Raw genomic sequence first — 23955 nt, 5'->3', positions numbered from 1 at the left:
TGATGAGTAAAAATAATAAAATAAAAGTAGACAATAAATAAAAAAATTTTCTAAGGTGGGGATCAGATGAAAATTAAGGACATTAAAGATAAGGTTAAAACTGGATATCTTAAAGACAAGATAAAGATTAAGAGTATTAAGCAGAAGATTTTAATCTCCTTTGTAAGTATCAGTATTATTTCATTGGCTATTATGGGAGCTTTCTTGCGATTTGAGTTAAATAAGAGGCTGATACCTCTAGTGTCAGATATGTCTCAAGGTATTGTAAAGGCAAGGTCTGCAGAGCTAGGAGAGCTGATGGATGGAATTTTAAAGGAGACCAGTAATATTGCTCAAAAAGAAGTAGTTAGATCTCTGGATTGGGATGGAGCTAAAAAAGAGTTACTTAAAGATATGGAAGAAAGTGATATACCATATGAACAAATGACTATTGTTGATAGTAAGGGAGATGCTTATTTATTTAATGGTGTTAAGATTAATGTAAGTAGTAGAAATTACTTTCAAGAGATAATGAATGGGAAGAATACTTTTATAAGTAATTCTATGATTTCTAAAGCTTCAGGAGAGCCTATATTTATGGTGGCACAGGCGATTAAGAATGATCAAGACCAGACTATAGGGTTACTTGCATTCCCTATTTTGCTAAAAGAATTTTCTAATAGAGTTAATGAAATTAAAATAGGAGAGGAAAGCTTTGCTTGGGCAATTGACAAGACTGGATTAATGATTGCTAATCCTAATGATGAAGCAGTAATGAAGATAAATGTTTTAGATGGAGATAAGGATGGTTTCAAAGGATTAACAGAAATAGGTCAGGAAATGATAGCCAGAAAAACTGGTAGTAGAGAGTTAGTTACTCCGGATGGAGCTAGGAATCAGGTATTTTATAGTCCTATTCCTAATACACCAGGGTGGAGTTTAGCAGTCAATATTTCTACAGAAGAGATGTTAAAAGAAACAAAGAGTGTAATTGACATGGTTATTATAGTTATAGCTATTCTAGTAATATTAATGGTTGGAGCTTCTTATCTAGTTGGTAATAGTATAGCAAAACCAATAGAAAAGCTAGCCAAGGATATAGATAAGTTTGGTCAAGGGGATTTTAGAGTTGAGTTTAAGGTTGATTCAAATGATGAAGTAGGTCAGATTGCTGATTCTTTAAATCAAATGGGAAGCAGCATTAGAGATATGGTTACCAATATCTTAGAATCAGTAGAGAACCTGTCAGCTCAAAGTGAAGAGTTGTCAGCTAGTGCCGAAGAAGGAACTGCTAGTATTGAAGGTAGTAATGAGTTGATGAGAAAGATGGCTACTAATATTGAGCAGATTTCAGGTAGTATTCAAGAGGTGACTGCGTTTGCCCAAGAGAGTAGTTCACAGACTGAAGCTGGTAGTAAGAATATAGAGGATACTATCCATAGTATTCAAGAAATTAATCAGTCAGTAAAGAAGACAGTAGAAGCTGTAACTGCTTTAGAGAAGAATTCTGAAGAAATCGGAAAAATCGTGGAGTTGATTAATAATATTGCTGAACAGACCAATCTATTGGCATTAAATGCAGCCATTGAAGCAGCTAGAGCTGGAGAACATGGTCGAGGCTTTGCCGTAGTAGCTGAAGAGATTAGAGGACTTGCTGAGGAGACTACTAAGGCTACTGATAATATATCTAACTTAATTAAGCAGACTCAGAATAATGTAGAAACAGGCTTTGAAGCAATCAAAGATGTAGAAGAGAAGGCTAAAGAGGGTGAAGCGATTGCGACTCAGACTGGTGAGGTCTTTAAGGTAATTCAAGGTGCTAGTGAAAATACTTCAGCCCAAATCGAAGAGACTGCTATGTCAACCCAAGAATTAGATGAAGAGACTGCAAATGTGATGAATGCTTCTGAAGATATTGAGAATATGTCTGTTGAAATAGCCAATTCTTCTCAAGAGCTAGCGGCTGTTGCAGAAGAGCTACAGAGCTTAGTTGCTAAGTTTAAGGTTTAATAAGGGAGGAGAGAACATGCTCAAAGCCCTTAAGATGATAGAAGAAAGAGGAGTTGAAAAAGGGATTAAGATTGGAGAAGAAAGGGCGACTAGAAGGATAGTTTTAAAGTTGTTATTAAAGCAATTTGGAGATTTAGACGAAGAGTATAAGAAAATTATAGAAGATAAGAAGGTTAAAGAATTAGAAATTATTCTAGAGAAGATAATAGATATAAAGGAGATTGAGGAGCTAGAAAAATATCTTTATTAGAGGTTAGTGTTATTTATATCAAAATTTAATTATCACAATGTGTAAAATTAATATATAGTTATCTTTCTCAAGTTTTAAGCGTTAGTTCAATGAACTTCTAACTAGCAATAGAAAAAGGAATATTCTTATTAGTAGTGACAACTGCCAGCTTCTGTGCTGGCAGTTCTTCTTTTATATCTACTTTAAATAATTTATTAATGTCTTTATTAATGCAATAATTAGAAACAAAAGGGATTCCTAGTCTTATCTTTATTGTTTTAATCAAGAGGTCAATAGTTCCTAATTCTATTTTAGGGGAAATCTCAGGCTCAAGTTGGCTAAGATTTTAAAGCTATAATTATTTTAATTAAAAAGGAAATTGGAATTTTAATGTAGAAAAAATGATTTTAGGTAGATAAAGCTTATGTATAATTTGAATGCCTAAACTAAATGGACTGACTATTATTGTTAGTCTCTTTCTATTAATTTAAAAATTAACTAATAAAGAGGTGAATGATCTATGGAAGAGCCAAGTAAAATGGAGAGAATAAGAGATCACTTTGAACAAGAGGCTAAGGAATTTGATCAGATTATATTAAAATTAATTCCTTATTATGATCAAATGATTGAAGCCTTGCTTTCGGCTATCCCCTTTGAGAAAGATAGTAAGATAGAGATGATAGATTTGGGATGTGGAACAGGAAATATAATTAAGAGGGTGAAAGAAGAGTTTCCTAAGGCTAAATTGGCTGCTGTTGACCTATCTATAAATATGATAGAGATGACTAAGTTAAAGCTAGATGGATATGATGAAGTAGAGTATTATGTAGATGACTTTTATAATTTTGAATTTCCTAATAAATATGATGTCATAATATCTTCCTTAGCATTACATCATTTAGTAAGCGATGAGGATAAAAAGGAATTTTATCGAAAAATATATAATGCACTCTCTTCAAAGGGAGTATTCTATAATGCTGATGTGGTACTAGGTTCCAATCAGCAACTGCAAGAGAGCTATATGGAAAAATGGAAAGAGTTTATGAGCAAAAGTTGTTCAATTGAAGAGATAGAGAATACTTGGTTTTGTAAGTATCGTGAAGAGGATAGTCCAACTACATTACTCAATCATTTGAACTGGTTGCAGGAGATAGGCTTTGAAAATGTTGATGTAATTTGGAAATATTATAATTATGGAGTTTATGGTGGGAGAAGATGATTATTTTATATCTCAACCATCAATTCCATGAATTTTTTACTAGCAATAGAAAAAAGAATATTCTTATTAGCAGTTCTTTTTTTGATTATATAATTGTCAATATAGAGGTAGATCATTTAATTAAAGAACAGTATATCAATTGCTAAAGATATTATATCTTTAGCAAGGTTCAATTTAAACTATAAAAAGAGCATTAACCTTTTGTTTTATACCTTATTAAATAATTAAGCTAGCAGAGTTAAGTAGGTTAATGCTTTTTACCTATATTTATACTAATTAAGGTTGTAAACCATATATTTTATAAGCTCTCTTAAATTCACTTCTAGAGAAGGTGATAAAGTTAGATCCATCCCATACAAGTCCAGAAACATCATTTTGAAATTCTTTATTTGGTATATTATCATAAACATCATATTTATATACTTTTTCTAAAGAACTATCAAATAGATAGAGTTCAGGATAAATACTCCTATCCATTATCCATAAATTATTATTTACCCAAGTCATTTCTTCAATAGAAGGTATATTATCTGTGTACCTTGCTATTTCATTTAAATTTGTATCATATTCAACTATTAAATTGTCTGTAGCAATCCATAAGTGCTGTCCATCCCAGGCTATAGCACCAACCCAATCCAAAGGAACTTCGAATGATTCTACTATATTATATGTACTATCAATTTTATAAAGAGTAGAATAACTTAAAATCCAAAAATTACTTCCATCCCATGTGATTCCCATTATATTTGAAGATAAGCTTAGATTATGTTCTTCAAGTACATTAAAATTAGAATCATACTTATATAAAGTATCAAAGCGATATCCCCAGTAATTAGTCCCATCCCAGATAACATCATTAATAGCTGAAGCCAAATTAATTTCTCCTATTCCTGTAATCCCTTGTCTAACTGAAAAATTAAATTCTTCAGAACTTAAAATATTGTTTTTTTTAACTAAGCAGGTTAGCTTATAATGTCCTGTTCCTAAATTAGAACCAATAGTAATTTCCTTGTCTATCTCATCATTTAAGAGTTGACCATTTAGATACCATTGATAAGAATCTACTACTTGATCTGTACTTGCTGAAACGGTCATGGTTTCCTTAATTCCTAAATCAGATTTTCCCCCATATAAAGAAATATTAATTGGATTATTTAGCTCAGTTGTTACACTTATTTGAATACCGCTTTCTGAGTTATTATTCTGGGGTTCTTCTAAATCGTTAACATTTAATTCATAAATAGCTGAAGTAGTTTGCTCACCTACGATTCTCATTGCTTCTTGAGTTTGCCAGATTAGAGTTTCTCCATCATTTAAGCTCAAACTAAACTTATAATAACCAGGTTCTAATTTTTCAGTATAATTAGCAGTATTATTTAAAAGATTAATTTTTGAAGAAATATCAGTAGTTATTTCTGAACTGCTAGATGTTATGCTAGCAGTGATAATTGGATCAGTTATCTCTTCAGATGGCCATGATAAATTTAAAGAGAAGGTACCGCTATCAGTAAGAGGAGTTACCGTAACATCTGTTTGAGTAGCTTCTCCTGCTTTAATTATAGCAGAAGTAGTTCCTAGAGCAATTTTTGTTTTTTCACTATTGTATCCTTCTACAGTAATTTCCCATGTTCCTATTGATAAATCTTTTATTTCACAAAAAGAATCACTAGTATTCTCTGTAAAAGTTTCATTATTAGGACCAATTCCAGAAATAGTATAAGAAATAATTGTCATAGGGATATTTGGTTGAAGGGTTTGAGTTTGTATATTATTTTTAATGCTAACAGTTAAAGAGTTTTTAGTGATTATACCTGTTTCTTTTGTTGAACTACAACCAACTAAAGAAATAATAAATAAAAGCGAAAAAATAATAAATAATTGTTTTTTAATCATGAATTATCACCTCTTTTAGCAAATATTTAATTTATTACATTATAATAGATTTGGTTGTAGAAATCAACTATATTAAAATTAAATGTTTTTTTGTAAATAACTAAGAAAGGATAACTTATATCTTAGTAGTTTTTTTACTATTAGGCTAAATATCAACCATCAACTCCATAAACTTCTGACTAGCAATAGAAAAAGGAATGTTCTTATTAGTAACAACTGCCAATTGTTGTGCTGGCAGTTCCTCTTTTATAGCAACCTTAAATAATTCTTTGTTAGCTGTATTGATACAATAATCAGGCACAAAGGAGATGCCTAATCCTATCTTTGCCATCTCAATCAGTAAATCAATACTGCCTAGCTCTACCTCAGAAGCTTAACTTCAAAGTTGTCCATTAACCTATCAAATTTTAGTTAAACTAACTCTGAAGTTTTTAATTTTTTCTAGAAATTCAATATTTTGATTAACAGCCGATTGAGATATAAAGATGTTATCAACAGCTTTTAGATAAGCTAAGATGTTTTGCTACATAATAAAAGACTTTGTAGAGCTCATAGTTAACATCCATTTATAATTATATTTAATTAATTATTATACCATACTTTGATATAATATCAAAAATAATAAAATAAACTACACTATTGTTAAAAATGAGTAAATAAAGTTAAATATATGTTAACTTGATTGAAATCATCATATATATCTGATATAGTAATCCTTATTAAAAAGAAAATAATATTTATTGTAAAATTAAGTCTATAAGATAATAAGGAGGATATTAGATGATTAATTACAAAAGAAGAAAAAAATTATTAGTAGGATTGTTATTGGCAGTAACTATATTGATAGGTACTAGTCTAAATAGTTTTGCTGCATCAAATGATGCCTGGACAGAAGCTGCTCAAACAGAGGCTGCTAAAAATGGTTCATTCGAAAAATGGAGTAAAAAATGGGACAATCTCAAAGATGATTGGACACAGATTTCTCTTACTCCAGGTGCTAATGCAACAGAATTAAATTTTGGATGGTATAGTAAAGATACAGATTCAAATCCTAAAATCAAAATAGGTAAACATAGTGATTTAAATGATGCTAAGGAACTGAAAGTAGTATCAACCTCAGCTGTAAAAGGGTATCGATCAAATAAAGCTACAGCAACAGGATTGCAAGAAAATACTACATATTATTATAGTTATATAAAGAATGGAAGATGGTCTCAACCTATGATCTATAAGACTCAAAATACTAAAAATTTCAGTTTTATCTACGTTGGTGACCCACAAATAGGTTCTTCAAGTCGTAATAAAGCAACTGGTAGTCTAAAAAAACAAGGACAAGATTTAGGATGTAGAAATGATGGTTTTAACTGGAATAACACTCTTAATCTTGCTTTGTCAATATCACCTAAGGCTAGTTTTATCTTATCAGCAGGAGATCAGGTTCAATCAAGAGATAAGAAAACTAAGAATCCTCTTTATACAGGAAATGAAATTGAGTATGCTGCTTTCTTAAGTGCTGATGTTTTGAAATCTGTTCCTATTGCTACTACCATAGGAAACCATGATTCATTATCAAAAAATTATTTTTTCCATTTCAATAATCCTAATACTAGTGATCTTGGTAGAACAAATGCTGGTGGGGATCATTATTACACTTATGGGAATACATTATTTATTATGTTAAATACCAATAATCGAAATATTGCAGAACATAAAGAGTTTATAGAAAGAGCAGTTTATGAGAATCCTAATACAAAATGGCGTATTGTGACTGTTCACCATGATATTTATGGTTCAGGTGAACATTCTAATGAACCTAAAATTGTTAGTTTAAGATATAATTTAATCTCTATTTTTGAAAAAAATAATATCGATATAGTTTTAGCAGGACATGATCATACTTATTCAAGAACTTTTCTACTAAAGGGTGGTAGAATCCAAAGAGATAAAATGTTAACAGGTGATGAATTTGATGAATATTTTGAAGGTGATAAATCAGTAGATAATAGATACAATGCATATTTATCAAGTGTTGCAGACAAAGATGCAATCAAAGATAGCAATAAATTATCAGAGGTAGTCAATCCAGAGGGAATCCTTTATATAACTGCTAACTCTGCTACAGGTAGTAAATATTATGAGTTAGTAGATAATCAGCAAGCTTATATTGCTAAAAGATGGCAGAGAAATGTGCCTACTTTTTCAGTAATTAATATTGCTGGGAACCGTTTTACTATCGATACTTATAGAACTGATACTATGAAAAAGATAGACAATACATTCGCAATTGTAAAAACAGATAAAAACTAGGGTTATTTATCATTAAATATAATTAGGTAATAAACTATTAACAGAAGTAGACATGTCTACTTCTGTTAATAGTTTAAGGACAAAAAAGCAGGGGGCTATCAATGAGACGTAGACAACTTATTATTATAATTATAATGATCTTATTTGGAATATTTTTATTCTTCTTTAACAAGGTAGATAAAGTAGAACTTATCAATAAACAAGGCAGAAGCTTTGAAAAGGCTAAAGTAATCAAGGTGATAGAAGACAACTTAAAGGAAGATGGTTCAAGAATAGGCAGTCAAAGAGTTCTGTTAAAGTTACTGTCAGGTACTAAAAAAGGTAAGGTTGTAGAGGCAACAAGTTTTTCAGGCTATTTAAATGGAGCTGATTGTAAAGAAGGAATGACTGTAATTGCAGAAGTAAATGTTCACAATGATACTATTTTTGTCTCTGTATATAATTATCACAGATCACCAGCTTTATATGCTATGATAGCTTTGTTTATTGGAAGTATCTGGTTGATAGGCTCTACAAAGGGTCTTAATTCAGCTTTAGGACTAATCTTTACTTTTATCTGTATTATCTATCTCTATTTACCGATGTTATATAAGGGATATTCACCTTTTTGGTCAGCAGTGCTTATAGTTATCCTCACAACAATTGTCAGCCTTTATCTTATCAGTGGGATAACTTATAAAACTCTATCGGCTATTTTAGGAACTATCTTAGGTGTAGTGATAGCAGGTGCTTTTGCTAGTTTATTCGGTTATTTAACAAAAATTTCAGGAAATAATGTATCAGATATTGAAGAACTTATCTTCATAGGGTCGTTAACAGAACTAAAGATTTCAGGATTATTATTTTCAGGATTATTAATCTCCTCATTAGGTGCAGTTATGGATGTTAGTATGTCTGTCAGTTCAGCTATCAATGAAATTTATATACAAAAACCTACATTAAATAGAATAGAGCTCTTTAAATCTGGGATGAATGTAGGAAGAGATATGATGGGTACAATGGCTAATACTTTGATTTTAGCTTTTACAGGTGGATCAATTAATACACTAATTTTTATTTACGCCTATGATATGGAGTATAATCAGATTATGAACATGTATCCAATAGGAATTGAAATTTTACGAGGTATTTCAGGAAGTTTAGGAGTTATATTTACAGTACCTATGGTCTCTTTAATTGCGGCTTATTTAATACCTAAAGTTAAGGTCAATAATCTCCCCTGAGTACATAAGAGAGATTTTGACCTCTGTAAAAAGATTTATTAATAGATATTTAGAATTGGATATTCATATAGATGTGTGAATTTAAACTTAAATTTTAATCAATAATTCCATAAACTTCTGACTAGCAATAGAAAAGGGAATATTTTTATTAGTGACAACTGCCAATTTGCGTGCTGGCAGTTCTTCTTTTATATCTACTTTAAATAATTCTCTGTTAGCTGTATTGATACAATAATCAGGTACAAAGGAGATGCCTAATCCTATCTTTGCCATCTCAATCAGTAAGTCAATACTGCCTAGCTCTACCTCAGGAGTAATTTCAATTTCAAAGTTATCCATCAATTTATCAAAAAATCTTCTCGTTGTAGTCTTCTTCTCTAACATTAAAATAGGATAATCAGCTAAATCCTTAAGTTCAATCTCTCTTCCCTGGAGTTTCTTAAAATCATATCCACTGATAAAGATATCTTTAAAAGTGAAAATCTCTTTAACTTCCATAAAGTCACTAATATTGTTATTAGGTAGGTTAGTGATGATTAAATCAACAGTACCTTGCTTTAATAATTCTACACAGGTGCTAGAGGTTCTATTGGTAATCTGGATATGGATTTGGGGATAGAGTTGATGGAATTTCTTCAGATAGGGTAATAAGAAATCCTTTGAGATAGTGTCATTTGCTCCAATATGTATCTCTCCCTTTTCAAAGGAGTTAATCTCTTGAATATTTCGCTCACCACTTTTAATCAGGTTGAGGGCAGGTTCAATATGTTTTAATAATATTTCGCCTTCTTTACTAAGATTGACTTTCTTTGTGCTTCTAATAAATAAAGATGTATTTAATTCCTCTTCTAGAGATTTAATACTCTGACTGACAGCCGATTGGGAGATAAAGAGTTCATCAGCAGCCTTTGAGAAGCTAAGATGTTTTGCTACATAATAAAAGACTTTGTAGAGTTCATAGTTAACATTCATTGATAAACACCTCTGATTAAATAATATTAGAATTAAAAATTAAAGATAATATATAAGGAGAGTGGGATTGTTTAATCAAGAATTATAGTAATTATATCTTCTAGTAATGCATCTTTTACAGTTCGTGATAGTAACTTATTATCTTTAATAAAGCTAGGAATGTTATTACTTTCTAGTGTTTTATTTTCAGGAAAAGCTTTTTTAATCTGTTTTATAAAATCATCAAGGTCATAAACTTTAAATCTCTCTATATCAATTTTTTCAGCTATGAATTCTAATAAAGATAAAAGGATATCTTCATAAGTGCTCTGCTTATCAAGGTCTAATAAGACACTTAGTTTAGCAATAGCTTCTTCAAATAACATTCTATAGCCAGTTAATTCTTTTATATTTAATATTTCACTTATTTTGGCAAGCTGCTCTTGATTAAGTTTTAGTAAAAGTTCTATATAGTCTTTTTCTTTTTTATTAACATTAAGATAATATTTTTTTCCTTTTAAGTTATTAAAAACTTTAAGGGCATCAAAATAACCTAATTTCAGATTATATCTTATTTGTTCTTGATCAAAATCAAGGGTTCTTCCTAAATCTTCATTAGGTGAGATATAAGTGATGTTTAGATCTTTGTTTTCTACTTCACGAACTCGTCCCATTCCAAAGGTTCTAATTGCAATAATTTCTTTATAGCCTTTTTGGGCTAGTAAATTTATAGGTAGATTATCATAGAAACCACCATCTAGAAATAATTCACCATCTATCTTTTCCATTTTAAAAGTAGGCAGATAGGCACTAGCCATTAAATAATCTAATAATTTTCCTCGGGGTATATCTTCAATAAAGAGTTCCATTGCTTTTTTTTGAGAGATGTTAACGGTAACTATTCCAAAATCTATATTAGTATTTCTAACTTTCTTTTCATCGATATTTTCTGAAAGAAAAGATTTGATTTTATTTAATTCTATCCCCCCATTATTAAAAATCTCTTTTATTTTGTTGATGATATAATTTACATTTTTTTGATTGAAGTTGAATTCTCTTAAGTCTTTGAGTACTTTTTCATTAACATCAAATAGTTGAGAAGGCTTTAAATTATACCATAGATCATAGACATATTCTAAATCTTCACCTGCGATTAAAGCACCATTAATAGCTCCAATTGAAGTTCCAGTAATTCCAGATATATCTAGATTTAATTCATTGATCGCTTTATATGCTCCAATATGATAAGCGCCTTTAGCACCGCCACCTTCTAAAACAAGACCATACATCAATGCTACCTCCTATTATTCTTATTTTGACCTTTGATTTTTCAAAAATAAAATTCATAATTAATATTTATATATAACCAATACTAATTAATAATATTAGAATTATTAATTTTACTACTTAATGATATCATACTATAATGTAAGTGTACAGTTAATAGATTAAATCAAGCATTTGAGTTAATATAAATGAGTTAAAAAATGAAATCTTTTGAACTTAAAATATAAAAGGGAGGCTCCATCATGTCGCAAATCAGAAGAGTCTATGTAGAGAAGAAAGAAGGTTATAATGTAGAGGCTAAGCAATTATTAGCTGACTTTAAGGAGAGTTTACAGTTAGACAATTTAGAGGATGTCAGAGTTATTAATAGGTATGATATTGCTAAGATATCTGAAGAAGCCTATCAGCAGGCTTGTACTACAATCTTATCAGAGCCAACAGTGGATAAGTTGGTTGAAGAAGAATTAGAGTTAGCTGAATCAGAAACTGCTTTTGGAGTAGAGTATTTACCAGGACAATATGACCAGCGAGCAGATTCAGCAGAGCAGTGTATACAGATCTTAAATAATGATGAAAAACCAATAGTAAGAGCTGCTAGAGTGATTGTATTAAAAGGAGATTTAACAGCAGAAGAGGTAGAGAAGATTAAAGAGTATTATATCAACCCTGTAGATTCTAGAGAAGCAGATTTGGCAAAGCCAGAGACTTTGGAGATGAAGTATGAAGTACCAACAGAGGTAGAAACAATTGATGGATTTATTGAAGCTGAAGAAGCAGGTATAGAGAACTTATTAGTAGAATTAGGACTAGCAATGAGTAAAGAGGATTTACTCCATACTCAAAAATACTTTAGAGATACAGAGAAGAGAAACCCTACAATTACAGAGATCAGATTATTAGATACCTACTGGTCAGATCATTGTCGCCATACAACCTTCTTAACCAAGATAGAGGATGTAGAGATAGAAGAGGGTAAATATACTAAACCAATTGCTGAAGCTTATGCAGAGTATTTAGCAGGAAGAGAAGTAGTCTATGAGGGCAAAGAGAAGGATATCTGTTTAATGGATATAGCTTTGCTGGGGATGAAAGAGTTAAGAAAAGACGGTAAATTAGAAGACTTAGAGATTTCTGATGAAGTCAATGCTGCTAGTATAGTTGTACCAGTAGATGTAGATGGAGAAGAAGAGGAATGGTTAGTAATGTTTAAGAATGAAACCCATAACCATCCTACAGAGATTGAGCCTTTTGGTGGAGCAGCAACCTGTTTAGGTGGAGCAATCCGTGACCCATTATCAGGTCGTTCTTATGTCTATCAAGCGATGCGTATTACAGGAAGTGGAGATCCAAGAACCTCAATAGAAGATACAATCCCAGGGAAGTTACCCCAAAAGAAGATAGCACAAGAAGCTTCTCATGGCTATAGTTCTTATGGAAACCAGATCGGACTAGCGACAGGAATGGTACAGGAGATTTATGATGAAAGATATCTAGCTAAGCATATGGAGATAGGAGCAGTAGTTGCAGCAGCTCCTAAGGAGAATGTTGTTAGAGGAAGTGCTGAGCCAGGAGATATTATCATTCTTTTAGGTGGACAGACTGGTCGTGATGGATGTGGTGGTGCTACTGGTTCATCAAAGGCACATACAGAAGAGTCTATCGAAGAGTGTGGAGCAGAAGTACAGAAAGGTAATCCTCCTACAGAGAGAAAGATTCAGAGATTATTTAGAAATCCTAAGGTAAGCAAGATGATCAAGGTCTGTAATGATTTTGGAGCTGGTGGGGTATCAGTAGCCATTGGTGAGTTAGCAGATGCTTTAGAGATTGATTTAGATGCTGTACCGAAAAAATATGCAGGATTAGATGGAACGGAATTGGCTATCTCTGAATCCCAAGAACGGATGGCTGTAGTAGTAGATCAAGAGAATGTAGAGGAATTTATAGAGTTATCAGAGACAGAGAACTTAGAAGCAACAGTTGTAGCAGAGGTCAAAGGTCATAGAAGATTAATCATGAACTGGCAAGGTAAGGATATAGTCAATATCAGCAGAGACTTTTTAGATACTAATGGTGCAACTCAGCAAACTAAGGTAATAGTTAAGCAACCTCAAGAAGAGAGCTACTTCGAAACAGCAACAAAAACTAGATTAGCAACAGATAGTGATTTAAAAGCAAAATGGCTAGAGAATATCTCAGATATTAATGTCTGTAGCCAAAAGGGATTAATAGAGAAATTTGATAGCTCAATTGGAGCAGGAACTGTCTTAATGCCCTTTGGAGGAAAGTATCAATTAACACCTACTCAAAGTATGGTGGCTAAGATTCCTATGCTAAAAGGAGATACAAGTACAGGTACTATTATGAGCCATGGTTATAATTCAAAGCTATCAGCTTGGAGTCCTTTCCATGGAGCCTTGTATGCAGTAATCGAATCGGTGGCTAAGGTAGTAGCAACTGGTGGAAGCTATGAGAAGATTAGATTTACCTTCCAAGAGTACTTTGAAAGATTGAATAATGACTATTCTAAATGGGGTAAACCTTTTAGTGCTTTATTAGGTGCTTATTATGCACAGAAGAGATTTGGTTTACCTGCAATCGGTGGTAAGGATAGTATGTCAGGAACCTTTAATGAGATTGATGTACCACCTACCTTAGTATCCTTTGCAGTAGATACAGTAGATGTAAATGATGTTATTTCACCAGAATTTAAAGAGGCTGGTAGTCAGGTAGTTTATATCCCTGTAGAGAAAGATGAAGCTGATATGCCTAACTTCGATAAATTAACAGCTGCATATAGTAAAGTAACTGAATTAATTAAAGTAGGTGAAGTCTTAGCAGCTCAAGCAATCACCTTAGGTGGTATTGCAGAAGCAGTAACTAAGATGAGCTTTGGTAATAAGATAGGATTTAGCTTCCAAGAAGAGATAGTAGAAGACAAATTATTTACTCCAGAATATGGAGCACTTGTGTTAGAGGTGAAAGCAGGAGCAGAGTTAGCAGATTTATTTGGAGAAGTAGAGTATGAGTTATTAGGAAGAACAAGCGCTGAAGAGACTATCAAAGTAAATAATACTGAACTAGCTATTGATGAAGCAATAATTGCTTGGGAAGAGCCTTTAGAGAAGGTATATCGAACTAAGACAGAGGAAGCACCTAAAGAGTATAAGTTCAAACCATACAATGTGAAAGAGATTTATACACCAAAGATTAAGGTAGCTAAGCCTAAAGTCTTGATTCCAGTCTTCCCTGGAACAAACTGCGAATATGATACAGCAAAACAGTTTGAGCAAGCAGGAGCAGAGGTAGAGACTCTAGTATTTAAAAACTTAAAGCCTCAGCAGATAGAAGAGTCAATTGAGGCTATGGCAGAGTCAATTAATAGCTCTCAAATTGTAATGTTAGCAGGAGGGTTTAGTGCAGGAGATGAGCCAGAAGGTTCAGGTAAATTTATAGCAACTGTCTTTAGAAATCCTCAGATTAAGGAAGCGGTAATGAACCTATTAAATAAGCGAGATGGATTAATGCTAGGTATCTGTAACGGTTTCCAAGCTCTAATCAAGCTAGGTTTAGTACCTTATGGAGAGATTAGAGAGTTGACCAAAGAGGCACCAACTTTAACTTATAATACAATCGGACGCCATGTGTCTTGCATTGCTAATACCAAAATAGTCTCAAATAAATCACCATGGCTAGCTAATGTAGAGGTAGGCGATGTTCATGCAATTCCTGTCTCCCATGGAGAAGGTCGTTTTGTAGCTAGTGAAGAGATGGCAAAAGAGTTATTTGCCAATGGACAGGTGGCTACCCAATATGTAGATTTAGCCGGAACTCCAAGCTCAAATATAGCCTTTAACCCTAACGGTTCAGTCTATGCTATTGAAGGAATTACAAGCCCTGATGGTCGTGTCTTAGGTAAGATGGGGCATTCAGAACGGATTGGAAGCAATGTGGCTAAGAATATAATTGGTAAGAAAGATCAGATGTTATTTAAAGCAGGAGTAGAGTATTTTACAAAATAAATAGTGGAGTTACAAGAGGCTACAGATTAATAATCTGTAGCCTCTTTTTTTATTGATAATATTAATCATTGTAACAAATAAATTGTTTCCAAAAAATACATATAACGAAAAATAATTTCTAGTTATATATTGATTATAGGGTAGTCGGTTTATCTAGGAGGTGGTAAAGATAAATAAATTAAAGATTAATCTCTCATTGAGTGGAGGAGGGATTAAAGGGATAGCCCATTTAGGTGGAATTAAGGCTTTGGAGGATGATGGTATTGAGATTGTGGGGATTGCGGGAAGTTCAGCAGGGGCTATTATAGCAGCTCTTTATGGTGCAGGTTATAGCTGTGAAGAGTTAAAGGAGATTATGTATGAGCATAACTTCGATCAATTTAAAGATAGCTTCTCACTAATCAGGCTGGCTAGAAGCTATGGTTTATATCAGGGTAATAATGTTCTGAAATGGATTAGGTCTAAGTTAGCTTCTAGAGGAATTAGAAGCTTTAAGGATCTTAATAAAGATGTCTATATTATAGCTTCAAATGTTAATTATAAGAGATCCGAAGTTTTTTCTACAAGGGACACTCCTAATGTATCAGTTGCAGAAGCGGTCAGAATGTCGATGAGTATTCCCATTGTATATGTACCTTATTGCTATAAATCTAATTTCTATGTTGATGGGGCAGTTATGAACAATCTACCTTTAAGGATATTTAATCACTCTCGGTTGCCTTCTTTAGGTTTTATGCTAGTAGAAGAAGTAGGTAATAGAGCAGAAAAGATAAACAGTTTCATTGATTATCTATCTGCAATAATGGAGATGGTTATTATAGTTAATGAACAACGGCAGATTGAATTATCTAAATCACATGTGATAGCTATTCCTACAGGAGAGATTAAAGCAATTGATTTTTCTATAAGTAAAGAGGATAAAGAGTGGTTATATAATTCTGGTTATACTAATACTAAGAATAAATTAGATTATTTTAAAGACAGACGCTTAAAAAGGGGGATAGCTACTTTTAAAGGTGTAAAAGACATAGATAAGATAAAAGGAAGCCTCATAGAATTAGAGGAGTTTGCTGATGAAATGGTAGATTTTCTAAAAGAGAGAATAGATATTAAGTCCTTTGATACTATACTCTCTTTTGATAGTGATGATTATCTATTCTCTTATTTTGTAGCTCAAAGGTTGAATAAAAGATTTACAATTATCAATTATAATAATAAAGGAAATATTGAGTATCATTATAATCAAATTAAAAGCGATGATAAGGCAATTATAGTCAACTTTAAGGATAACTCAAAAGTCATTTTGGATATACTAAATAATGATAAAATAAGCTCACTCAAACTAAAGGGTATCTTCTCCTTTATTAAGCAGCAACAAGATAATGTTAGGCTATTAGACTGTAATTTATTATCTGATTCTTGTTATAGTTTATAAATAATTATCTTGATAATAATAATCATTGTTAATTCAGGTGATTCCTTGACAAATAGATGCAGAGATAATATACTATTATCAGTAACAATTACTAATACTAATTAAGTAAGCTAAATACATATAAGGGGGAATTTGATTATGGATTTTGTTGTTGAAAACAAGTTGGGAGTAACTAAAGGAACAGAGTTAGAAAAGGTTGTAGATGGACAATTTAAAGGAGAGACACAAGAGACAGGATTATATTTAGCTATGGCTCGTCAAGCACAAAGAGAAGGTTATCCTGAAGTAGCAGAAGTATTAAAAAGAATTGCTATAGAAGAGGCTGAGCATGCAGCTAGATTTGCTGAATTAAATGGTAAGATTTCTGCTTCTACTAAAGAGAATATTGAGAAGATGTTACAAGGAGAGCAAGGGGCTAATAAAATGAAGAATAAAGCAGCTGTAACTGCAAAAGAAGAAAATTTAGATGCAGCTAATGATGTCTTCAATGAGTCTGCAAAAGATGAGGCTAGACATGCCGCTATGTTAAAAGGGATGTTAGACAGATACTTTGCTGAATAATTAATTTTAAAACTGAATAAAACATAAATAAAAGGAGGGATATCCCTCCTTTTATTTATGTTTTATGGAAATCAGATAACTGTTTTATTTTAAAGTTACTAATTATACTCTGTTAATAACCCCAAATTATAGTACAATTAATTACTTGTATGAATTTAATAGAAAGCTAAATTAATCATAGTAATATTGGTTTTAAATAATATTAATTAACTTAGCTAATAAATTGATATCAAAAAATTATTAAAAAAAAGAAAGTTAAGCAGGAATATTATCATAAATATAGAACTAATAATTAAAGACATATTTAGATTGTTTTTGAAATTATTATTATAAGTTATTAAAATAGATAGTGCAATTGGAATAATATGTCTTGACACTATATATAGTTATAGGTATAATTATAATGAAACTATTAAAATTTAAGGGCAAGATTGTATAAGTTTACAAGCACCCCGGCAATGATTGTTGAATACAATTGTTGGTGGGTTTTCTTTATATAATTATAGTAATTTATTTGATTTTATAATTAAGATTTTTTACAACTTAATAATATAAGGTATTTTAGATAATTCTAAATAAGATAATAATCCCAATAAGTTAAAGAATTATTTACCTTTGGCAAGATATTGCATAATGTGATATTTTTTTAAACTCTATTGTGCAATCGCTTTACCAATTGGTATTTATTTAATTTATTGGGTTTTATTGTATTTATATAATGTTCCTTTTTGATTCTAAAAAGGAATTAATGTAGGTTTTAATATTTTTAATTAAATAAAAATTAGGAGGGAATTATTGATGAAGAAAAAGATATTAGTATTAACACTTATAGTTGCTCTTTGTGTTGGAGTAGTTTCTCCATTTGCATTTGCTGCAGAAGAGTTAACTGTATGGGTAAGTAATGGTGATGAGACAAATTGGATGATCAAGGCTGCTAAACTTTATCAACAAAAGACTGGAGTTAAAGTTAAAGTTGAAAGTGTACCAGAGATAGATCAAGCCCAAAGATTGGCTTTAGATGGTCCTTCTGGAAAGGGTGCAGATGTTGTAGGATGGTTCCATGATAAACTTGGTAGAACTGTAGTTCAAGGATTAGTTGAACCTATTGATAAGTATTTACCAGCAGGTTATGCTAAAGAAAATTACTTAGAAAATTCTATCGATGCGTTAACTTACAATGGAAAACTTTATGGACTACCATATGCATTCCAAAGTATTGCGATGATTTATAATAAGGATTTCTATTCAGAACCACCAAAGACTTTTGATGAATTGATTACAGAAGCTAAAAAGTTAACTAATGCTAGACAAGATAAATATGGCTTCTTATTTGAAGCTAATAACTTCTATTATAGTGGAGCTATCTTCAATGCTTATGGTGCATATGCATTTGGTAAAAATCCTGATGGAAGCTATAACTTTACTGATATGACATTAGCTAATGCAGGTGGTATTAAAGCTGCTAAACTAATCAAGAGCTTTAGAGATGAAGGGTTAATTCCTAAAGGTACTACTGGAGACACTATCAATGGATTATTTGGTGAAGGTAAAGTTGGAGCTATGTTCAATGGTGACTGGAGACTTAAGGATATTAAAGAATCTGGGGTTAATTATGCTGTTGCTCCAATGCCCAAATTACCTAATGGAAAATATCCTGAGACTTTCCTAACTGTAAAAGGATATTACTTAAGTAAGTTTTCTAAAAATAAAAAGCTTGCAGCTGATTTTATTAAGTTTGTAACTAATACTGAAATGTCAATGGATCACTATGAAACTAATGGTATTCTTGTACCACATAAAGAGATTGTTGGTAGTGATAAACTAATGAATAATCCTGATATCCGTGGATTTATCATTCAAGCTAGACGTGGAATTCCAATGCCAAATGCACCTGAGTTTATGCAAGTATGGTCACCAGCTAATAATGCTATGACATTTATCTTAAATGGTCAAATGCCAGCTGAAACTATACTGCCAATGACTGTTGATATGATTCAAGAAGGAATTATGCAAATGAGATAATAATTTCGATAGAAATCTTTCTAGCCTTACATTTGGGTAAATGTAAGGCTAGAATTTGTAATTATGAATAAAAGGAGGTTTTTCTGTGAGGTCAGAAACTAGCACAAATGTTGGAGTAGGTAGTAATCAAGCAAGAAATAGTGCAATATTGTCGACTGTAGTTATGGGATTAGGACAATTTTTAAATGGTCAATACGTAAAAGGGGCTATATTTCTTCTTTATTATATTTCTTTTTGGTTCCAGAGCCCAAGTTATTTTATAGAAAATATTAAAGGTTTGATTACTTTAGGAAGTAACCCTGAAGTAGATCATTCTATCTTTATGATGATTTATGGTATTGTAAGTGTTGTATTATTATTAGTTGCAATAGGTATTCATGTTTTTAATATAGTTGATGCATATAATAATGGTAAAAAGATAGATAATGGTGAAGAGGTACCTAGCTTTAAAGATTCTATTAAAAATATGATGGAGATTGGTTTTCCTTATATTGCTATAAGTCCAGGTATGATTATGTTATTCATTGCGACTATTTTTCCATTAATCTTCTCTGTTTTATTAGCTTTTACTAGTTATGATTTATATCATTCCCCACCTGCTAAACTAATTGAATGGGTTGGATTCCAAAACTTTAGAGATATCATGACTTTATCTACATGGAGAATGACCTTTATTAAGGTATTCTCTTGGACAGTTATTTGGACAATATCATCTACAGTTAGTATCTTTGCTTTAGGACTATTTCTAGCTGTTGTTCTAAATCATAAGAAAATTAAAGGAAGAAACATCTTAAGAACTATTTTGATGATACCTTGGGCTATTCCTGCTTTCGTTTCTATGCTAATTTGGAGAGGGTTGTTGAACTATAATTTTGGTCAAGTTAACAAATTATTGGCAATTATCGGTATAGACAAAATCCCTTGGTTAGAAGATATTATGTGGGCTAGAATAAGTGTGTTACTTGTTAATCTATGGTTATCATTCCCCTTTGTTATGGCATTATGTTCAGGAGTTCTACAGAGTATTCCAGAATCTTTATATGAAGCCGCTGAAGTTGATGGGGCTAGTGTTGTTCAGAAATTCACAGGAATTACATTACCATTGGTATTAAGACAGATTGCTCCTTTGATGATTATGCAGTTTGCTTTCCAATTTAATAACTTTGGAATTATCTATCTGTTGAATAACGGTAATCCTCCTCAATTTGGTTATCAAGGTGCTGGAGGAACAGATATCCTTATTTCGTGGGTATATAAATTGACTATGGATAAATTAAAATGGAACTATGCTGCGGCTATTTCAATCCTGATCTTTATCGTAGTTGCAGGATTTAGTATTTATCAATTTAGAAGAACAAATTCCTTTAAAGAAGAGGAGTTGAGTTAATAATGAGTTTAGGACAAGAAAAACGAAGTCAAATTGGTTTAATCTTTTGTTATACTATAATTGCTATTGCGATTGTAGCAGCATTATATCCAGCTATCTGGATTGTAGGTTCTGCTTTAAATCCTAGCAATAGTTTGTATAGTTCAAGTTTGATTCCTGAAAATGCAAGTCTTAAGAACTTTAAAGATATACTGACTACTAAGGAGTATCATTATGTTAAGTGGTATATAAATAGTATTAAAATCGGTGCCTTAAATTCTTTCTTTGCAGTATTGTTAACTTCTCTTACTGCATACGTTTTCTCAAAGACAAGATTCTGGGGAAGAAAGTATGGATTAATGACGTTTTTAGTTATTCAAATGTTTCCTGGGATTATGTCTATGGTAGCTATTTATGTATTGTTGAATATGTTTGGGCTATTAGACACTCATTTAGGTCTATTATTGGTTTATTTAGGTGGAGCAGTTCCCTTCTCTACATGGATGATCAAAGGTTATTTTGATACTATTCCATCTAGTTTAGTAGAGGCTGCTAAGATTGATGGTGCTGATCGCTTTAGAATCTTCTGGCAGATTATGCTACCATTAGCTAAGCCGATGTTAGCGGTTGTAGCGATGATGAACTTCATCAACCCATTTAACGATTTTGTTATGGCAGCCCTTGTTTTAAGAAGTCCAGAGAAGCAGACTTTGGCAGTAGGGTTATATAATATGATTAATAGCCAGTTTAATAATGATTGGACATTGTTCTCTGCAGGAGCTGTATTAGCAGCTGTTCCAATTATGATTGTATTCTTATCTATGCAAAGATATTATGTACATGGACTTTCTGCTGGTGCTACTAAAGGTTAAAACTATAATTTACTAATAAAAATTAACTTAAAATTATGCATAAATATATCGCTTAAAGTATAAACTAAATATTTTATAAAAAAGTATTGACAAGCTATTAGATATAGTGTATTATTTATAAATGTGAGTGAGGGCCATTAGCTCAGTCGGTAGAGCACCTGACTTTTAATCAGGGTGTCGGAGGTTCAAATCCTCCATGGCTCACCATTTATTTAGCTACTAGCTACTGGCTATTAATTTTTAGCCTGAATCTTTAAAGATTTAAGCCAGAAACCAGCAGCTGACAGCTAGCAACTAATCTAGGCCCCCATCGTCTAGTGGCCTAGGATACTGGGTTTTCATCCCAGCGACAGGGGTTCGAATCCCCTTGGGGGTACCAAAAATAAAGTTAACAGTTGATAGTTGATAATTGATAGTTAAGTTCAAAAGATTTTACTATCCACTATAAACTATACACTATCAACTAATAAGGGCGAATAGCTCAGTTGGGAGAGCACCTGCCTTACAAGCAGGGGGTCACAGGTTCAAGTCCTGTTTCGCCCACCATTTATTTAGCCATTAGCTACTGGCTATTAGCTTCTAGTCAGATTTTAAAGATTTAGCCAGAGGCCAACAGCTAGAAGTAAAAAGCTAACAATACGGGGATGTGGTGGAGTTGGTTACCACGCCGGCCTGTCACGCCGGAGGTCGCGAGTTCGAGTCTCGTCATCCTCGCCATTTTATTTTTTGATAAATTAATTTATAATTTTGGCGAAATAGCTCAGTCGGTAGAGCAGAGGATTGAAAATCCTCGTGTCCCCGGTTCAAGTCCGGGTTTTGCCACCATTTTAGATTATTTGAATTAAAACTACATATAATTATAACAGAGATAAATTCGATATTTAAGTTGCTCAGTAAAAGAGTAACTTTTTTTAATTTTAATATATAATTTTTAGTAGTTTTTAGATTTTTCAAGAATTATTTTCTTTATAGATTAAGAATATTTAATAATTATCAAGAAAGAGGGAGGCTATTTAGATGCATGGGTACTATGGATGTGTCAATACTGGGTGGGTAGAAGTGGTGACAGGAGTAATGTTTTCAGGTAAGAGCAGTGAATTGATTAGGAGAATAGAAAGAGCTGTAATTGCTAAACAGGAAGTATTGGTCTTTAAGCCAAGTATAGATAATAGGTATAGTGATACAGCAGTAGCAACACATAATGGTATTACTATCAAGGCTCAGATTGTTGATAATGTTAAGCAGATTAGAAGAATAATTAAAGAAGAGAGCCAGCAAAAAAAGATAGATGTTGTGGCTATTGATGAAGGACAGTTTTTTTCTGATGAAATTGTTCCACTAGCTGATGAATTAGCAGAAAAGGGCTATCGGGTAATTATAGCTGGGTTAGATACTGATTTTGCTGGTAGAGGCTTTGGACCTATACCAGAATTGATGGCTAGGGCAGAGTATGTTAGTAAATTACATGCTGTATGTGTTAAATGCTCTAATCCAGCTACTAGAAACCAGAGGTTGATTGATGGCAAGCCAGCAAGTATTAATGACCCAATAGTGGTAGTAGGTACAGGTTCTGCCACGAAGTGGGATGTTAATCCCCGAAGGGATGAGAAGTATGAGCCCCGTTGTCGTGCTTGCCATGAATTAAAGAAGGATTAATCCAGTTTGACAGCTTGAATTGCTTTTATAATTGCTCTTCCCATTACTTCACTAGCAGCAGTAGCCAATAAATTAATATCGATACTTTTATGCCCAGTGCTCATAGCAAAGATAGTATCTCCATCCAACATAGTATGGACAGGGTTGATATGCTTTGCATAACCATTATGAGCTACTTGGGCTATTTTTGTAGCCTCTGTCTTGCTTAGCTTGGCATTGGTTGCAATAACCCCGATGGTAGTATTTTGACCAAATCCTTTTACTTGGTGTTCTTTCATGGCTTCATATGTATTTATAAACCTGCCATCTTCGCCCTTACATCCAGCTATGACTCTTCCTTCTTGGTCAAATATATCTCCAAAGGCATTGACAGCTACAAGGGCACCTATGTATATCTCATCCTTTAATCTGATACTAGCACTTCCCAGTCCACTTGGGGTAGCCTGCTTAGGACCTAATAATTTACCTACTGTACAGCCCATCCCTACACCAACCTTGCCCAAACGACTCTCTTTATTAGAAGCAAGCTTAGCAGCTTCATAGCCCATCTGATAATCAGGGCGAATTGTATGGTCACCTACAGTTAAATCAAAGAGCACAGCAGCAGGGACTATAGGTACTTTAGTAACGCCTACATCAAAACCTCTATCCTCCTCTTCTAAGGCGGCCATAACTCCATCAGCAGCAGCTAAACCAAAGGCACTTCCTCCTGAGAGTAAAACAGCATTGACCTTCTCTATCATATTAATAGGTGATAATAAATCGGTTTCACGGGTTCCTGGCGCTGAACCTCGGACATCCACCCCAGCTACAGCACCTTCATCAGCTAAGATAACTGTACAGCCTGTCATTCCTTTCTTATTATCTTGATGTCCAACCTTGATCCCTGGAACATCGGTAATATAGTCTTTCATAATAACCTCCTT

General features: G+C 32.6%; 18 protein-coding genes, 5 tRNA genes and 1 pseudogene. 17 read left to right on the top strand and 7 right to left on the bottom strand.

All coding sequences use genetic code 11. The annotated features are described in order from the left end of the window. Positions 1–66 precede the first annotated feature (66 nt). Both BX659_RS05135 and BX659_RS05130 read left to right on the top strand, forming a co-directional pair. Positions 67–1989 (top strand): methyl-accepting chemotaxis protein, encoded by a 1923-nt coding sequence (locus BX659_RS05135; protein ID WP_097016744.1) that lies wholly within the window; start codon positions 67–69, stop codon positions 1987–1989. 16 nt (positions 1990–2005) lie between these two features. After that, complete coding sequence (locus tag BX659_RS05130) at positions 2006–2239, top strand: DUF4351 domain-containing protein (protein WP_097016743.1); 234 nt, start codon at positions 2006–2008, stop codon at positions 2237–2239. Between the two features lie 97 nt (positions 2240–2336). Here BX659_RS05130 and BX659_RS18950 read toward each other — a convergent pair whose 3' ends face one another. Next, a complete protein-coding gene (locus BX659_RS18950) occupies positions 2337–2504 on the bottom strand; it encodes a hypothetical protein (RefSeq protein ID WP_172431820.1) in 168 nt (55 codons plus the stop codon). A 234-nt stretch (positions 2505–2738) separates the two neighbouring features. Here BX659_RS18950 and BX659_RS05125 point away from each other — a divergent pair, with 234 nt between their 5' ends. Further along, on the top strand, positions 2739–3437 hold the full coding sequence (locus BX659_RS05125) for a class I SAM-dependent DNA methyltransferase (RefSeq protein WP_216358746.1): 699 nt from the start codon (positions 2739–2741) through the stop codon (positions 3435–3437). Between the two features lie 276 nt (positions 3438–3713). On the opposite strand, the gene BX659_RS05120 is transcribed toward BX659_RS05125, so the two are convergent. The 3 genes and pseudogenes from BX659_RS05120 to BX659_RS19785 all read right to left on the bottom strand — a co-directional run. Continuing rightward, positions 3714–5330, bottom strand: coding sequence for a hypothetical protein (locus BX659_RS05120; RefSeq protein ID WP_097016742.1), 1617 nt, complete (start codon positions 5328–5330; stop codon positions 3714–3716). A gap of 145 nt (positions 5331–5475) precedes the next feature. Beyond that, positions 5476–5661: a hypothetical protein gene (locus BX659_RS05115; protein ID WP_097016741.1), complete on the bottom strand. Its 186-nt coding sequence runs from the start codon at positions 5659–5661 to the stop codon at positions 5476–5478. A gap of 105 nt (positions 5662–5766) precedes the next feature. Beyond that, a pseudogene (locus BX659_RS19785) lies at positions 5767–5896 on the bottom strand (LysR family transcriptional regulator); the annotation flags it as partial. 214 nt (positions 5897–6110) lie between these two features. Between BX659_RS19785 and BX659_RS05105 the strand changes: the two are divergent. Both BX659_RS05105 and BX659_RS05100 read left to right on the top strand, forming a co-directional pair. Next, positions 6111–7637, top strand: coding sequence for a purple acid phosphatase family protein (locus BX659_RS05105; RefSeq protein WP_097016740.1), 1527 nt, complete (start codon positions 6111–6113; stop codon positions 7635–7637). Positions 7638–7738: 101 nt separating this feature from the next. Next, the gene (locus tag BX659_RS05100) at positions 7739–8860 is read left to right on the top strand and encodes a YibE/F family protein (RefSeq protein ID WP_097016739.1); all 1122 of its coding nucleotides are present in this window, start codon (positions 7739–7741) and stop codon (positions 8858–8860) included. Positions 8861–8947: 87 nt separating this feature from the next. Here BX659_RS05100 and BX659_RS05095 read toward each other — a convergent pair whose 3' ends face one another. Beyond that, positions 8948–9832 (bottom strand): LysR family transcriptional regulator, encoded by an 885-nt coding sequence (locus tag BX659_RS05095; RefSeq protein ID WP_097016738.1) that lies wholly within the window; start codon positions 9830–9832, stop codon positions 8948–8950. Between the two features lie 71 nt (positions 9833–9903). Beyond that, complete coding sequence (locus tag BX659_RS05090; protein ID WP_097016737.1) at positions 9904–11100, bottom strand: patatin-like phospholipase family protein; 1197 nt, start codon at positions 11098–11100, stop codon at positions 9904–9906. A 240-nt stretch (positions 11101–11340) separates the two neighbouring features. On the opposite strand from BX659_RS05090, the gene BX659_RS05085 reads away from it, so the two are divergent. From BX659_RS05085 to BX659_RS05030, 12 genes are all read left to right on the top strand, one after another. Beyond that, positions 11341–15117, top strand: coding sequence for a phosphoribosylformylglycinamidine synthase (locus BX659_RS05085; RefSeq protein ID WP_097016736.1), 3777 nt, complete (start codon positions 11341–11343; stop codon positions 15115–15117). 196 nt (positions 15118–15313) lie between these two features. Then, positions 15314–16552 carry a patatin-like phospholipase family protein gene (locus tag BX659_RS05080; protein ID WP_181186414.1) on the top strand — a complete coding sequence of 413 codons (1239 nt, stop codon included), beginning with the start codon at positions 15314–15316 and terminating at the stop codon, positions 16550–16552. Positions 16553–16690: 138 nt separating this feature from the next. After that, complete coding sequence (locus BX659_RS05075) at positions 16691–17113, top strand: ferritin-like domain-containing protein (protein WP_097016734.1); 423 nt, start codon at positions 16691–16693, stop codon at positions 17111–17113. A gap of 798 nt (positions 17114–17911) precedes the next feature. Further along, positions 17912–19135: an extracellular solute-binding protein gene (locus tag BX659_RS05070; protein WP_097016733.1), complete on the top strand. Its 1224-nt coding sequence runs from the start codon at positions 17912–17914 to the stop codon at positions 19133–19135. 85 nt (positions 19136–19220) lie between these two features. Beyond that, positions 19221–20522, top strand: coding sequence for a carbohydrate ABC transporter permease (locus BX659_RS05065; protein WP_172431819.1), 1302 nt, complete (start codon positions 19221–19223; stop codon positions 20520–20522). A gap of 2 nt (positions 20523–20524) precedes the next feature. After that, entirely contained in the window at positions 20525–21373 is an 849-nt protein-coding gene (locus BX659_RS05060; RefSeq protein WP_143786649.1) for a sugar ABC transporter permease, read from the top strand. Positions 21374–21504: 131 nt separating this feature from the next. After that, positions 21505–21580 (top strand) — tRNA-Lys (locus BX659_RS05055). A 96-nt stretch (positions 21581–21676) separates the two neighbouring features. Further along, positions 21677–21752: transfer RNA gene (locus BX659_RS05050), tRNA-Glu, on the top strand. 91 nt (positions 21753–21843) lie between these two features. Next, positions 21844–21919: transfer RNA gene (locus tag BX659_RS05045), tRNA-Val, on the top strand. Between the two features lie 94 nt (positions 21920–22013). Beyond that, positions 22014–22090, top strand: a tRNA-Asp gene (locus BX659_RS05040). Between the two features lie 32 nt (positions 22091–22122). Further along, positions 22123–22198: transfer RNA gene (locus BX659_RS05035), tRNA-Phe, on the top strand. A 192-nt stretch (positions 22199–22390) separates the two neighbouring features. After that, positions 22391–23029: a thymidine kinase gene (locus BX659_RS05030; RefSeq protein WP_097016731.1), complete on the top strand. Its 639-nt coding sequence runs from the start codon at positions 22391–22393 to the stop codon at positions 23027–23029. Here the strand turns inward: BX659_RS05030 and BX659_RS05025 are convergent. Next, positions 23026–23943 (bottom strand): P1 family peptidase, encoded by a 918-nt coding sequence (locus BX659_RS05025; RefSeq protein ID WP_097016730.1) that lies wholly within the window; start codon positions 23941–23943, stop codon positions 23026–23028. The genes BX659_RS05030 and BX659_RS05025 overlap by 4 nt on opposite strands. Positions 23944–23955 lie beyond the last annotated feature (12 nt).

The sequence above is a fragment of the Orenia metallireducens genome, assembly GCF_003001995.1.
In the GTDB taxonomy this organism is placed as follows: Bacteria; Bacillota; Halanaerobiia; order Halobacteroidales; family Halobacteroidaceae; genus Orenia; species Orenia metallireducens_B.
This window is presented reverse-complemented; position numbering and strand designations above follow the sequence as displayed.

Coding starts and splice junctions, on each gene's coding strand:
- BX659_RS05135 (WP_097016744.1), top strand. CDS start 67: ATGAAAATTAAGGACATTAAAGATAAGGTTAAAACTGGATATCTTAAA.
- BX659_RS05130 (WP_097016743.1), top strand. CDS start 2,006: ATGCTCAAAGCCCTTAAGATGATAGAAGAAAGAGGAGTTGAAAAAGGG.
- BX659_RS05125 (WP_216358746.1), top strand. CDS start 2,739: ATGGAAGAGCCAAGTAAAATGGAGAGAATAAGAGATCACTTTGAACAA.
- BX659_RS05120 (WP_097016742.1), bottom strand. CDS start 5,330: ATGATTAAAAAACAATTATTTATTATTTTTTCGCTTTTATTTATTATT.
- BX659_RS05115 (WP_097016741.1), bottom strand. CDS start 5,661: ATGGCAAAGATAGGATTAGGCATCTCCTTTGTGCCTGATTATTGTATC.
- BX659_RS05105 (WP_097016740.1), top strand. CDS start 6,111: ATGATTAATTACAAAAGAAGAAAAAAATTATTAGTAGGATTGTTATTG.
- BX659_RS05100 (WP_097016739.1), top strand. CDS start 7,739: ATGAGACGTAGACAACTTATTATTATAATTATAATGATCTTATTTGGA.
- BX659_RS05095 (WP_097016738.1), bottom strand. CDS start 9,832: ATGAATGTTAACTATGAACTCTACAAAGTCTTTTATTATGTAGCAAAA.
- BX659_RS05090 (WP_097016737.1), bottom strand. CDS start 11,100: ATGTATGGTCTTGTTTTAGAAGGTGGCGGTGCTAAAGGCGCTTATCAT.
- BX659_RS05085 (WP_097016736.1), top strand. CDS start 11,341: ATGTCGCAAATCAGAAGAGTCTATGTAGAGAAGAAAGAAGGTTATAAT.
- BX659_RS05075 (WP_097016734.1), top strand. CDS start 16,691: ATGGATTTTGTTGTTGAAAACAAGTTGGGAGTAACTAAAGGAACAGAG.
- BX659_RS05070 (WP_097016733.1), top strand. CDS start 17,912: ATGAAGAAAAAGATATTAGTATTAACACTTATAGTTGCTCTTTGTGTT.
- BX659_RS05060 (WP_143786649.1), top strand. CDS start 20,525: ATGAGTTTAGGACAAGAAAAACGAAGTCAAATTGGTTTAATCTTTTGT.
- BX659_RS05030 (WP_097016731.1), top strand. CDS start 22,391: ATGCATGGGTACTATGGATGTGTCAATACTGGGTGGGTAGAAGTGGTG.
- BX659_RS05025 (WP_097016730.1), bottom strand. CDS start 23,943: ATGAAAGACTATATTACCGATGTTCCAGGGATCAAGGTTGGACATCAA.